At 66.6% G+C, this 13,543-nt stretch carries 11 protein-coding genes; 4 read left to right on the forward strand and 7 right to left on the reverse strand.

Annotated elements, in window-relative coordinates; translation table 11 throughout:
* Positions 1 to 7 precede the first annotated feature (7 nt).
* From ABDC78_RS01775 to pe, 3 genes are all read left to right on the forward strand, one after another.
* Entirely contained in the window at positions 8 to 3,001 is a 2,994-nt protein-coding gene (locus ABDC78_RS01775) for an RND family transporter (protein WP_218620189.1), read from the forward strand.
* A 100-nt stretch (positions 3,002 to 3,101) separates the two neighbouring features.
* Positions 3,102 to 4,871: an AMP-binding protein gene (locus ABDC78_RS01780; RefSeq protein ID WP_178356779.1), complete on the forward strand. Its 1,770-nt coding sequence runs from the start codon at positions 3,102 to 3,104 to the stop codon at positions 4,869 to 4,871.
* 100 nt (positions 4,872 to 4,971) lie between these two features.
* Positions 4,972 to 6,108, forward strand: coding sequence for an acyltransferase PE (gene pe, locus ABDC78_RS01785; protein ID WP_178356778.1), 1,137 nt, complete (start codon positions 4,972 to 4,974; stop codon positions 6,106 to 6,108).
* Between the two features lie 6 nt (positions 6,109 to 6,114).
* Here the strand turns inward: pe and ABDC78_RS01790 are convergent, their stop codons facing one another.
* Positions 6,115 to 6,789, reverse strand: coding sequence for a GAP family protein (locus ABDC78_RS01790; RefSeq protein WP_178356777.1), 675 nt, complete (start codon positions 6,787 to 6,789; stop codon positions 6,115 to 6,117).
* A gap of 90 nt (positions 6,790 to 6,879) precedes the next feature.
* Here ABDC78_RS01790 and ABDC78_RS01795 point away from each other — a divergent pair, with 90 nt between their 5' ends.
* Positions 6,880 to 7,371: a flavin reductase family protein gene (locus tag ABDC78_RS01795; protein ID WP_178356776.1), complete on the forward strand. Its 492-nt coding sequence runs from the start codon at positions 6,880 to 6,882 to the stop codon at positions 7,369 to 7,371.
* Here the strand turns inward: ABDC78_RS01795 and ABDC78_RS01800 are convergent.
* From ABDC78_RS01800 to ABDC78_RS01825, 6 genes are all read right to left on the reverse strand, one after another.
* Positions 7,368 to 7,526: a hypothetical protein gene (locus tag ABDC78_RS01800; protein ID WP_178356775.1), complete on the reverse strand. Its 159-nt coding sequence runs from the start codon at positions 7,524 to 7,526 to the stop codon at positions 7,368 to 7,370. The genes ABDC78_RS01795 and ABDC78_RS01800 overlap by 4 nt on opposite strands.
* A gap of 108 nt (positions 7,527 to 7,634) precedes the next feature.
* Positions 7,635 to 9,377 (reverse strand): acyl-CoA dehydrogenase family protein, encoded by a 1,743-nt coding sequence (locus tag ABDC78_RS01805; protein WP_178356774.1) that lies wholly within the window; start codon positions 9,375 to 9,377, stop codon positions 7,635 to 7,637.
* 83 nt (positions 9,378 to 9,460) lie between these two features.
* On the reverse strand, positions 9,461 to 9,835 hold the full coding sequence (locus ABDC78_RS01810) for a hypothetical protein (protein ID WP_347133556.1): 375 nt from the start codon (positions 9,833 to 9,835) through the stop codon (positions 9,461 to 9,463).
* Positions 9,836 to 9,937: 102 nt separating this feature from the next.
* Positions 9,938 to 10,693, reverse strand: coding sequence for a succinate dehydrogenase/fumarate reductase iron-sulfur subunit (locus tag ABDC78_RS01815; RefSeq protein ID WP_178356772.1), 756 nt, complete (start codon positions 10,691 to 10,693; stop codon positions 9,938 to 9,940).
* Positions 10,694 to 10,695: 2 nt separating this feature from the next.
* A complete protein-coding gene (locus ABDC78_RS01820; protein WP_178356771.1) occupies positions 10,696 to 12,627 on the reverse strand; it encodes a fumarate reductase/succinate dehydrogenase flavoprotein subunit in 1,932 nt (643 codons plus the stop codon).
* Between the two features lie 44 nt (positions 12,628 to 12,671).
* Positions 12,672 to 13,511, reverse strand: a complete 840-nt coding sequence (locus ABDC78_RS01825; protein ID WP_178356770.1) for a hypothetical protein — start codon at positions 13,509 to 13,511, stop codon at positions 12,672 to 12,674.
* Between the last annotated feature and the right edge of the window lie 32 nt (positions 13,512 to 13,543).

The raw sequence follows: 13,543 nt of genomic DNA on the forward strand, positions 1-13,543 counted from the left end.
GAGCGGTATGCAACGGCTAGCCGATTGGGTGGTGCGCTGGCCCTGGGCGGTGATCGGGGTCTGGATCGCCGTGGCGATCGCGCTGCCGCTGTCGGTGCCCAGCCTGGGCGAGATGGCGCTGAAGCAACCGCTGGCGATCCTGCCCAGCGACGCCCCGTCGAGTGTCGCGGCCCGCCAGATGACCGAGGCGTTCGACGAGTCCGGCGCCGAGAACCTGCTGCTGGTGGCGTTGATCAACGAGAACGGACTGCGGCCGGCCGACGAAGTCGCCTATCGGAAGCTCGTGGATCGACTGCGCGACGACGTCACCGATGTCGTGATGGTGCAGGACTTCGTCAGCACGCCTCAGCTGCGGCCGTTCCTGACCAGTGAGGACAAGACGACGTGGGTGCTGCCGGTCGGCCTCGCGGGCGAACTCGGCACCCCCCAGGCCCACGATGCGTACAACCGGGTCGTCGACATCGTCGAACGCAACACCGCGGGATCCGGTCTGAGGGTGCATCTCACCGGCCCCGCTGCCACCGTCGCCGACCTCACCGTCGCGGGCGAACAGGACCGCCTGCCGATCGAACTCGCGATCGCCATCATGGTGCTCCTGGTCCTGCTGGTGGTGTACCGCAACCCGATCACCATGCTGCTGCCGTTGACCGCGATCGGCATCTCACTGGTGACCGCCCAGGCACTGGTGGCCGGATTCTCCCTGCTCACCGGAGCGGGAGTGTCCAATCAGTCCGTCATCTTCCTGAGCGCGATGATCGCGGGCGCGGGGACGGACTACGCGGTGTTCCTGATCAGCCGCTATCACGACTATCTGCGGCTCGGTGCGGATTCCGACGAGGCCGTCAAGCGGGCCCTCGTCTCCATCGGCAAGGTGATCACCGCGTCCGCCGCGATGGTGGGGCTGACCTTCCTGGCGATCAGCTTCGCCGAGATGGGGGTGTTCTCCACCATCGGGGTGTCGTGCGGCATCGGCATCGCCGTCGCATTCCTCGCCGCGATGACGCTGCTGCCGGCGATCCTGGTCATCGCCGGGCCACGCGGTTGGGTCAAGCCGCGGCGGGAACTCACCGCCCGATTCTGGCGGCGCTCCGGGATCCGCATCGTGCGGCGACCGAAGACCAACCTGGTGGCCAGCCTGCTCGTGCTGGTCATCCTCGCCGGCTGCGCAGGCTTGGCGAACTTCAACTACGACGATCGCAAAGCTCTGGGACCGTCGGCGCCGAGCTCGGTCGGGTACGCCGCGCTGGAGAAACACTTCGACGTCAGCCAGGCGATCCCCGTCTACGTCCTCGTCCAGTCACCGCACGACCTGCGGACCCCGCGCGGGCTCGCGGATCTGGAGCAGATGGCGCAACGCATCACCCAACTGCCGAACATCGCCATGGTCAACGGCGTCACCCGGCCCCTGGGGGAGGTTCCGCCCGAGTTCCGGGCGACCTATCAGGCGGGCATCGTCGGGGACCGGTTGGCGGCCGGCTCCGCCCAGATCGACGACAACAGCAGTGACCTCGATCGGCTCGCCACCGGTGCCAACACCCTGGCCGACAGCCTCGGCGACGTCCGCGCCCAGATCAACGAGGTCGCCCCCACCATCCAGAGTCTGATCAACTCGTTGTCCTCGGTGAGAACCGAATACGGCGGCGACCGGCTCGTCAGGGATGTCGAGACCGCCGCGAAGCTGGTCGACAGCGTCAACAGGCTCGGCAACTCGATGGGCCTGAACTTCGGGGCGGTCAGGGACATGTTCGCCTGGATCGGCCCGGTGCTGACCGCGCTGCAGGGAAATGCGATCTGCGACGCCAATCCGTCGTGCCGGGACACCCGGCTGCAGTTCGAACGGTTGATGACCGCACGCGCGGACGGGAGCGTCGACGAGATCAACAAGTTGGCCGGAGAGTTGCAGGGAGTCGAGGACCGGCAGACCCTCACCGCAACGGTCAATCAACTCAACAGTGCGCTCGCCCAGTTCTCGGCTGCGGTGTCCGACATGGGCCTGGACAGGCCGGGCGGCCTCGAATCAGGCCTGACCGATCTCCGGCAGGGCGCCGACCAGCTCGCCAGCGGAAGTGAGCAGGTCGCCGGGGGAGTGGATCTGCTCGTCGAACAGATCGAGCTGATGAGCGACGGCCTCCGGGAGGCCTCGTCGTTCCTGATGACGATGCGCAACGACGCGTCGGGACCGTCGATGGCAGGCTTCAACGTTCCCGCCCAGGCCTTCGAACTCGAGGAGTTCAAGCTGGCGGCCGCGGCGTTCATGTCGCCGGATGGCCGCTCGGTGCGCTACCTGGTTCAGACCGAGCTCAATCCGTTCAGCACCGAGGCGATGGATCAGGTCAATGTCATCGGCAACACCGCCCGCGACGCCCAACCGAACACCGCCCTGTCGGATGCGACCATTCTGATGGGCGGGTTCCCGGCGGCACTGCGGGACACCCGCGACTACTACGAACGCGACATCCGGTTCATCATCGCCGTCACCCTCGCGGTCGTGCTGTTGACGCTGATGGTGCTGCTACGTTCACTCGTCGCGCCGCTCTATCTGGTTGCCTCCGTGGTGATTTCGTACTTCGCCGCGATCGGTCTGTCCGTCCTGGTGTTCCAGTACGGCCTCGGTCAACAACTGCACTGGAGTGTGCCGCCGCTGGCGTTCGTGGTCCTGGTCGCAGTGGGCGCCGACTACAACATGCTCTTCGTGTCGCGAATGCGCGACGAGTCCCCGCACGGCATGCGTTACGGCATCATCCGCACGCTGACGTCGACCGGGGGCGTCATCACCGCGGCGGGCCTGATCTTCGCCGCCTCCATGAGCGGTCTGCTGTTCTCCAGCATCACCACCGTCGTCCAGGGCGGTTTTGTGATCGGTGTGGGGATCCTGCTGGACACCTTCGTGGTCCGCACCATCACGGTGCCCGCGATCGCGACCCTGGTCGGACGGGCGAACTGGTGGCCGTCACGGATGGGTGAGCAGCAGCGAGTGTCCCCGGCGGAAAGCACCCAGTAGGTGGCCAGCGCGTGACACGGGATTGTGTGAAACTACGAAACGGAGCGGGGCGGTCGGCAGTGGGGATTCGGCGAGTCAGTATGGACGCAAGGTGACGCCTATGTCCCAGTCATCGATTCTGTCGATGCTGCACGGGCGTGCCAGCCTGCGACCCGACGACGTGGCCTTCACGTTCACCGACTACGACCGCGACCCGGCCGGTGTCGCCGAGAGCGTGACGTGGTCGCAGCTGTCACGACGAACGCTGAACGTGGCGCGCGAGATCCGTCTTCGCGGGTCGGTCGGTGACCGGGCGGTGATCCTGGCCCCGCAGGGCATGGAGTACATCCTGGCCTTCCTGGGATCCATGCAGGCCGGGTTCGTCGCGGTGCCGCTCCCGCTGCCGCATCGCGGCTCGAGTCACGACCGGGTGAGTGCGGTTTTCGCCGACACGAAGCCCTCGGTGGTGCTCACCACCTCCGCGGTCGCCGAAGATGTCGGCGACTACGTCGATCAGTCACGGATGGACACCGCGCCGAAGATCGTCGAGATCGACTCGATGAACCTGGACGGCCCCGTGCCCACCGACGACGGACCGCCCCTCGCGACTGCCGACTTCCCCGGCACTGCGTATCTGCAGTACAGCTCGGGCTCGACCCGGATGCCGACCGGGGTGATGATCTCCCACCACAATCTCCAGGCGAATTTCGAGCAGCTGATGCGCACCTTCTTCGCCGGTGAGCAGGCCGGACCCTCGGCCGAGGCCACGTTCGTGTCGTGGCTGCCGTTCTACCACGACATGGGTCTGGTGCTGGGTGTCTGCGCCCCGATCCTCAGCGGCCATCCGGGGGCGTTGATGAGCCCGGTCGCGTTCCTGGAGAAGCCGGCCCGCTGGATGCGGGCGCTTGCGGAGAATCCTCGCGCGTTCTCAGCGGCGCCCAACTTCGCCTTCGACCTGGCCGCCCGCAAGACCGCCGACAGCGACCTCGCCGGACTCGACCTCGGCGGGGTGCACGGCATCATCAACGGCGCCGAGCGCGTCGAGCCCGCCACGTTGGAGCGCTTCGCAGATCGGTTTGCGCACTTCAATTTTCGTGACCGCATGCTGCGCCCGTCGTACGGGCTCGCCGAAGCGACGGTCTTCGTCACCGACGGCACCTGGAGCGAGTCGTCGCCGGCGGCGCGCTTCGACGTCGAAGAACTGGGCGCCGGCCGGGTCCGGCCGAGCGAAGCAGCGCGGGGCGCGGCGGCAGGCAAGTCCACGGCGCTCGTGCGGTACGACGTGCCGCAGTCGCCGATGGTGCGGATCGTCGATGCCGACACCCACCGGTTGTGCGCGCCGGACCTGGTCGGTGAGATCTGGGTGCACGGTGACAACATCGCCTCCGGTTACTGGAACAGACCGCCGCACGAGCAGCGGTGTTTCGGCGCCACGCTCGTCGATCCGGCACCGGGCACCCCTGAGGGGCCGTGGCTGCGGACCGGCGATCTGGGTTTCATCTCCGACGGTGAGCTGTTCATCGTCGGCCGTATCAAGGACCTGCTCATCATCCGCGGCCGAAATCATCTCCCCGAGGACATCGAGGCGACGGTTCAGGGAATCACCGGAGGCCGGGTCGCGGCGATATCGGTTCCGGTGAAGAGCACCGAGACGCTGGTCACCGTCATCGAGTTCAAGAAGCCGACCGCGCTCGACGAGGAGGCGATGCGCCGGCTCAGCGCCGTCAAGAGTGACGTCACGTCGGCGATATCCAATGCGCACGGCCTCAACGTCGAGGACCTCGTTCTGGTGTCCCCCGGGTCGATTCCCACCACCACGAGCGGCAAGATCCGCCGCGCCGCCTGCGCAGAGCAGTACAGGCGGGACCAGTTCACCCGACTGGACGCCTGAGAGTGCGCCGCCGCGCGTCGGTGACCACCGGTGTCCGCAGGGTCGACGGAGTAAGGTCGGGCTCAACACGAGCGCGCAGTCGAGCAGGCGGGGAGCGGTGATGGGGCGACTACTCGCATTCGGGACGGTGCTGACAACCCTCGGCGCCGCAGGCGTTTTCGGGCTCGGGATCGCCGCCGCCGACGAACCCGCGGTCCCGCCGGCTCCCGGCGCCCCGACCGACGGCCCGCCGCCGCTGGGAACCCCGGGTAGGGCGTACGCGCTCGGCGGTGCCCATGTGCTGGGCATTCCGTACGACGAATACATCATGCGCACCGGCGCGGAGTGGTTCCCGGGGCTGGACCGGCAGATCGTCGACTACCCCGCCGGCCAGGTCCAGGGCCACACCCTGGAACGGCTGTTCCCCGGGATCGGTCGGCTGGACGACTCCTTCCCCGGCCTCGGCATCGACGGGCCGAGCGTCGGCGAGTCGGTGGACGTCGGATCGCCGGACACCATCGCGGCGATCCGCGAGGGTGGCCAGGGCACCGCGATCGGGTTGTCCGAGGGCGCGATGGTGCTCAACGACGTGCAGGCACGGCTCGCCTACGACCCGGCCGCCCCGCCGCCGGATCAGCTGAGCTTCGCGATGTTCGGCGACCCGGTGGCGCGGCACGCCTTCGGTGAGAGCTTCCTGACGCAGATGTTCCCGGTCGGCAGCGTCGTTCCGTCACTGGATTACCGCATCCCGCCACCGGTGGAGAGCCAGTACGACACCTACCAGTTCATCTCGGCCTATGACAGCATCGCCGACTGGCCGGACCGGCCGGACAACTGGATGTCGGTCGCCAACGCGATCGTGGGCCTGGCCACCGGTCACACCGCCGTCGCGTTCACCGAACCGAGCAACGTTCCGCCGCAGAACATCCGGACGACCGTCAACTCCAGGGGCGCGAAGACGACGACGTTCATGATTCCCGAGGAGCACCTTCCCCTGGTGCTGCCGTTCAAGTACCTCGGGGTGCCGCAGGAAACTCTGATCGAGCTCGACGCGGTGCTCAAGCCGTACGTGGACGCCGGTTACTCACGGCACGACAACCCGCTGACCGCGCCGATCACGGTCGATCCGGTCAACGGTTACGACCCCGCGGAGGTCACCGCACCGGCCACCCAGGCCGCGTTCGGCGGCGACGCCGATCCGCTGTCGCAGCTGCTGTCCGGGATTCAGTACGTATTGAACAATCAGCCGCAGCCCTGACAGCTGCTACAGACCGGCGAACCCCACCCCGAGCAGCACGCAGCCGACCACCGCCAACAGCGCGGACACTCCCAGTCGGCCGTTCGACCGTAGCCAGTCGTGCAGCGCCATGACCGTCGCGCGGGTGCGCTCGGGGGCCATCAGGTAACACAGCAGCGGAATCTCCACCAGCGCGAACGCCACCACGTTGAACAGCACCAGGGCGCCGAACTGGGTGGCGGCCGCGGCGCCGGAGGCGACGATGAGTGCCAGCGCCGCGACGTAGTCGATCGACGGCAGCGCGATGCCGAGGCCGGCGACGCCCGCCGTCCACAGCGACCGGCCGCCGAGAAGCTGCTTGGCGCGGGTTGTGAGCGGTCCCGAGAACCGGTCCGGCGCCCCGTCGGCACGCGTGCCACGCAACCGCCCCATCAGACCCGTGGCCACCAGCGCTGCGTTGACCAGCACCACCGCGCCGACCACGATCTGAACTCTGGGCAGCGTGAAATGCGCGGACCCCAGCGCCGGCCGAAGGATGAACAGGACGATCACGCCGACGGTGGTCCCCATGACGAAGCCGCCCGCGAGGAAGGCGAGGAGTTGAAGCGCCGGCCGAGGACGGTTGATCATCAGGACCGTCATACCGATGCGGAAGGGTTCCAGGCTGACCGCAACGGCCATCACCAGGAGCGGGATCCACATGATGGGCGACACGTTACCGCTCGCGACCCGGTTGATCGGCGCATCCGGGGCGTGGCCGCCGTCGACGGCCGCGTGTGATGATGGATGGTGATGAGCGGCTCCCCGACCCACCTCAGCCCGTCGTCCCTGCGGGAGGCGTTCGGACATTTCCCCGCCGGAGTCATCGCGATCGCCGCGGAGATCGACGGCGTCCGCGTCGGCCTGGCGGCCAGCACTTTCGTCCCGGTGTCACTCGACCCGCCGCTGGTGTCGTTCTGTGTGCAGAACACGTCGACGACGTGGCCCCGCCTCAAAGACGTCCCTTACCTGGGGATCAGTGTGCTCGGGGAGTCACACGACGCGGCCGCGCGCACCCTGGCCGCCAAAACAGGTGACCGGTTCGCGGGTCTGGAGACGGCGTCCAGCGAGCGCGGTGCAGTGTTCATCCACGGCACCAGCGTGTGGTTGGAGAGCGCGATCGAGCAGACGATCCCGGCCGGAGATCACACCATCGTGGTTCTGCGGGTCAGTGACATCACCGTGCATCCGGACGTGCCACCGATCGTTTTCCACCGCAGCACGTTCCGCAGGCTCGACGCCTAGGGTCGGGTGCCCAGCTCGTCTCGGTAGTTCCTGACCCGCTGATCGAGTTCGGCGGCGTCCGCGCTGCGGCCTTCGCTGCGGGCCAGGTCGGCGCGAGTGCTGAGCTCACGGATCGCGGTGCGAATGTCGTTGACGCTTCTGGTTTCTCGAAGCATGCGTGCTGCCCTTCTTCGGTGATTGGCTGCTTCCCGAAGCGTACCCCCGCCCGGCGCGTCTACACCCGTGTCCGACCTTCGGATTTGGTGTGCGTCCACCGTCGCCGCTCAGGGGCGCATCTCGTAGGCCCCGTCGTAGGATCGCACCTGCTCCCAGACCCGGTCGAAGCGAGCGCCGTCGGCAACCGGCTTACGCACCGCAGCCAGCGCCCATTCCTGTTGGGCGGGCGTCGAGCTGGGCTTTCCGTGCAGCGCGACCGCGTACCCGGAGAAGTCGCGCACCTGGATGTCGAAGATCTGGTCCACGACATCACGATCGAGACCGGTCAACTCGGCCTGCTCGAGGATCAGCTGGCCGTAGACGACCAGCGTGAACAAATGGCCCACGACGAGGACGAAGTCGAGGTCGGCCTGTTGACCAGTGTCCGGCGCCGCCGTCGTCAGTAACTGCTTCAGCGCCAGCGCCTGCTCGTAGAAGCGCGCGACGTTGGGGATCTCCGAGTGCCTCTCGTAGACCGGAGCCCAATCCGCGAACTGGACCTTCGACGCGCCGCGGGCCGGACCCTGCGACCAGAAGAACACGTCGTCGGCCGGATCGTCGCGGGTGCCGATCTGCGGGTAGTCCGTCGGATTGAACATGTAGTTCGGCATGAACTTCAGGATCTGCGCCACGTTGACATGCACCGTGCCTTCGAGCCGAGGTAGCGCCCCGATCAGGCGGGCGACCTCGCAGAAGTAGGTGTTCTTCTCGAAACCCTTGGCGGCCAGCACATCCCACAGCAGCGTGACGACCTTCTCGCCCTCGGAGGTGACCTTGGACTTCGTGACCGGGTTGAACAGCAGGTAGCGCCGGTCCTCGAGGCCGGCGCTGCGGAAGTAGTCGATGGCGCGGTTGCTGAACGACTTCATCGCGACCACCCGGGCGTAGGCGTCGACGAAGCTGGCGCGCACGTGCGGGAAGTCGGTGACGGGGTTGCCGTACAGGATGCGGTTGTTGGCATGGGTGATCGCCTCGTAGAAGGCGTGCTCACACATCCCGATCGAGCCACTGCACAGATTGAACTTTCCGACGTTGACGGTGTTCAGCGCCGCGGAGAAGGCGTCGGGTCCGGTGCACAGGATGTCCTCCTCGTAGACCGGGTAGTCGTTGAGCCGGAAGTTGCTCACGAACATCTGGCCGTGCACCACGTTGTCGATGAGCTCATAGTTCTCGTGCCCGCTGTCGGCGACGAACCATACGTAACCGTCCGCCCCTTCGATGTCGGTGCGGCGAGAGAAGACCGACACCATGCCCGCCACGTTGCCGTTGCCGATGTAGTACTTCTCGCCCGACGCCCGGAAGACCACACCTTCGCTGTCAGCATCGGTCGCGGGCGTGAGTAGCAGGTCGGTGTTGTAGATGTCGGCGCCGTGTTCGCGTTCGGACAGCCCGAACGCCATCACGCCGCCGGCCTCGAGTTGCGCGGCCGCCTTCTCCTTGGCCTTGACGTTGTCGCTCTGCCAGATCGGTCCGAGACCGAGGATCGTGACCTGTTCGGCGTACCAGTAGGCCAGCCCGTAGAAACCGAGGATCTCACTGAGCACGGCATTGCGCGAGGTGTCCCAACGCTTGTCGGCATCCCCGTCGGCGAACTCCGACGGGGTCAGGAACGTGGCGAACAGCCGCTCGCGCTTGACGAAGTCCAGGAAGTCGCCGACCCACGTCGCCTCCAGGTCGTCGCGGAGCAGCCGCACCTTTCCGCGCTCCTCGAACCACTCGATCAGGGCACGCAGTTGGCGCCGCGACTGCGCGTCGAGGTGCTGGGGGTCGAAGTCGTTCGGGTTGAGCAACAGTCCGCGGGAGTTCGCCATGCGCCGAACCTACGCGGTCACCCGGCGGATCCGGCGCGGTTCTGCACCGTCGGCGTCCGTGCGCGTGCCCGATTCGCCTCTGATCAGGCGTGCACGTCGCGCAGGCCGACGGCACTACGAACGCCTGAGCAGTTCACGCAGCCCACGCAGCCGATGCAGTCCTCGCAGCTGATGCAGCCGACGCAGGCCCGGCACCTGGTGCAGTCCATGCAGCCCAGACATGCCAGGCAGCCCCGGCAGACGATGCAGAACACCGTGAGGATGCAGCCGGCGATGGCGGCGCAGCCCGCGGTGGCGATCGACCCGGCGACGGCGGCGCTGCCCGACGTCGCGATCGACCGTACGACAGCCGCGCTGCCCGCGGTGGCGATCGACCCCGCCACGCCTGCGCTACCCGCGGTGGCGATCGATCCCGCGACGACGGCGCTGCTCTGAGTGACTACCGAACCGGCGACCACGGCACTGTCGGTCGTCGCGATCGACCCCGCGACGACCCGGCTGTTCTGAGTCGCGGTGGAGCGGATGACGACGTCCGAGGCCGCCGGCTCGTCGGACACCGGTTACTTCCGGCGAAAGAGCTTGTTGCCCAGCCACACCACGGGGTCGTACTTACGGTCCGCGGCGCGCTCCTTCATCGGGATCAGCGCATTGTCGGTGATCTTGATGTGTTCGGGGCACACCTCGGTGCAGCACTTGGTGATGTTGCAGTAGCCCAAGCCGTTCTCTTCCTGCGCCTGCTCGGGCCGACGCTCCAGAGTGTCCAGTGGGTGCATGTCCAGCTCGGCCTGCCGCATCAGGTAACGCGGGCCGGAGAACGCCTCTTTGTTCTCCTCGTGGTCACGCACCACGTGGCAGACGTTCTGGCACAGGAAGCACTCGATGCACTTGCGGAACTCCTGGCTGCGGTTCACGTCCTCCTGCTGCATGCGGTACTCGCCGGGCTGAAGGTCCTTCGGCGGCGTGAACGACGGGATCTCCCTGGCCTTCTCGTAGTTGAAGGAGACGTCGGTGACCAGGTCGCGCATCACGGGGAAGGTCCGCAGCGGTGTCACCGTGACGGTCTCGTCCTCGCCGAACGTCGACATCCGCGTCATGCACAGCAGCCGGGGCCGGCCGTTGATCTCGGCCGAGCAGGACCCGCACTTGCCCGCCTTGCAGTTCCAGCGCACGGCGAGATCACCCGCCTGGGTGGCCTGCAGGCGGTGGATGATGTCGAGCACCACCTCGCCGTCGTTGACCTCGACGGTGTAGTCCTGCAGATCGCCGCCGGCGGGGTCGCCGCGCCAGACTCGTAGTTTCGCGTCGTAGGCAGCCATTTTCAGCCCTTCCGGTCGGGATGCTCGGCGATTTGATCGTCGGTGTAGTACTTCTCGAGCTCGGACAGTTCGAACGTGGCCAGCAGATCCGGCCGCATCACCGGCTGCTCCTCGGGGGTGACGGTCACCTCGGGGACCACGGCCTCGGTGCCGGCGCCGTCGGTGACGGTCCGGCACACCAGCAGCTTGTTGCGCCAGTGCGCGTCCAGCTTCGGATGGTCGTCGCGGGTGTGGCCACCACGGCTCTCGGTCCGCTGCAGCGCGGCCTTGGCCACACATTCGCTGACCAGAAGCATGTTCCGCATGTCGATGGCCAGATGCCAGCCGGGATTGAAGATTCGGCCACCCTCGACGACGACGTTGGCGTAGCGCTTCTTGAGCTCGTCGATCTTGGCGAGTGCCTCCTCGAGTTCCTCCTCCTTGCGGATGATGCCGGCCAGGTCGTTCATCGACTGCTGGAGCTCGGCGTGCAGGGTGTAGGGATTCTCGGGGTTGTCCTTGGGCTCGAACGGATCCAGCGCCAGCGCCGTCGCCGCCTGAATGTGGTCGTCGGTCACCTTCGGCCGGTCCGTCAGCGACCGCACGTAGTCCGACGCACCGAGCCCGGCGCGACGGCCGAACACCAGCAGGTCTGACAGCGAGTTGCCGCCGAGTCGGTTGGAGCCGTGCATGCCGCCGGAGCACTCGCCCGCGGCGAACAGGCCGGGGGTCGCCGCGCCGCCACTGTCGGGATCGACCTCGATGCCGCCCATCACGTAGTGACACGTGGGGCCGACTTCCATCTCGTCCTTGGTGATGTCGACCTCGGCCAGCTCGATGAACTGGTGGTACATCGACGGCAGCCGGCGCTTGATCTCCTCGGCCGGCATCCGGGACGCGATGTCGAGGTACACGCCGCCGTGCGGAGTGCCACGGCCCGCTTTGACCTCTTCGTTGATGGCGCGGGCCACCTCGTCGCGGGGGAGCAGGTCAGGGGTGCGGCGTGCCGAGTCGTTGTCCTTGAGCCACTGGTCGGCCTCCTCCTCCGTCTCGGCGTACTGCCCTTTGAAGACGTCGGGGATGTAGTTGAACATGAACCGCTTGCCCTCGGAGTTCTTCAGAACTCCACCGTCACCGCGCACGCCCTCGGTGACGAGGATTCCCTTCACCGACAGCGGCCAGACCATGCCGGTCGGGTGGAACTGGATGAACTCCATGTTGATCAGGCCCGAGCCGGCGCGCAGCGCGAGTGCATGACCGTCGCCGGTGTACTCCCACGAGTTCGACGACACCTTGAAGGACTTGCCGATGCCGCCGGTGGCCAGCACGATGGCCGGCGCCTCGAACAGCACGAACTTGCCGGTCTCGCGGTAGTAGCCGAACGCCCCCGCGATCTTGCCGCCGTCCTTGATCAGATCCGTGATCGAGCATTCGTGGAAGACCCGGATGCGGGCGTCGTAGTCGCCCAGTTCCCTCTTGTCCTCCTGCTGCAGCGACACGATCTTCTGCTGCAGGGTGCGGATGATCTCCAGCCCGGTGCGGTCGCCGACGTGCGCCAGCCGCGGGTAGGTGTGCCCGCCGAAGTTGCGCTGGCTGATCTTGCCGTCCTTGGTGCGGTCGAACAGCGCACCGTAGGTCTCGAGCTCCCAGACCCGGTCGGGGGCTTCCTGGGCGTGCAGTTCCGCCATCCGCCAGTTGTTCAGGAACTTGCCGCCACGCATGGTGTCACCGAAGTGCACCTGCCAGGAGTCCTTGGTGTTGACGTTGCGCATCGCCGCCGCGCAGCCGCCCTCGGCCATCACGGTGTGGGCCTTGCCGAACAACGACTTGGTCACCACCGCGACGCGCAGGCCACGTTCGCGTGCCTCGATCACCGCGCGAAGACCTGCACCGCCGGCACCGATCACGACGACGTCGTATTCGTGCCGTTCCAACTGCGCTTCGTCCGAAGCCATCAAATCTCACTCATCTTTCGAAAATACGGTTGTGAACAAAGTTGTCAGCCAATGAATCTCAGGTCGGAGATGGTCCCGCTGGCCACCAGCATGATGTAGAAGTCGGTGAACATCAGGGTGCCCAGCGTGACCCATGCGTAGAGCTTGTGCCGAACGTTGAGCTTGCTGATCTGCGTCCACATCCAGTAGCGGACAGGGTGCTTGGAGAAGTGCTTGAGTCTGCCGCCGGCGACGTGCCGGCACGAGTGGCAGGAGATGGTGTAGACCCACAGCATCACGACGTTGGTGACCAGGATGACATTGCCCAGACCGAAGCCGAAGCCGGTCGGCGAGTGGAAGGCCTTGATCGCGTCGTAGGTGTTGATCACCGAGATGATCGCGGCGATGTAGAAGAAGTACCGGTGGGTGTTCTGAATGACCAGCGGAAAGCGGGTCTCTCCAGTGTATTTCGCGTGTGGCTCGGCGACTGCGCACGCTGTCGGGGCCTGCCACACCGTCCGGTAGTAGGCACCGCGGTAGTAGTAGCAGGTCAACCGGAACAGCAGCAGGAACGGCAGCGACAGTGCCGCATACGGCAGCCACCACACGTCCGGGAGGAACTGGCCGAAGTGGCTGGCCTCGGGGATGCACCCGGATTGGGTGGCCTCGTTCCACTTGACCACGCACGGTGAGTAGAACGGCGTCAGGTAGTGGTAATCGGCGACGTAGTAGTTGTTCTGCATGAACGCCCGCACCGTCGCGTAGATGATGAACGCGGCGAACCCCAGGTCGGTGACGATCGGCGACTTCAGCCAATTGTCGGTACGCAGAGTGCGTTGCGCGATCTGCGCACGGCGAGGCGAAAAAACGCCGGTCGCTTTGCGGTCGGCGGTAGGTGCGCTCACGGTTGCCTTTCTATGCTGTTGTACCCCCGGAC

Source organism: Mycobacterium sp. DL, from assembly GCF_039729195.1.
GTDB classification, from domain to species: domain Bacteria; phylum Actinomycetota; class Actinomycetes; order Mycobacteriales; family Mycobacteriaceae; genus Mycobacterium; species Mycobacterium hippocampi_A.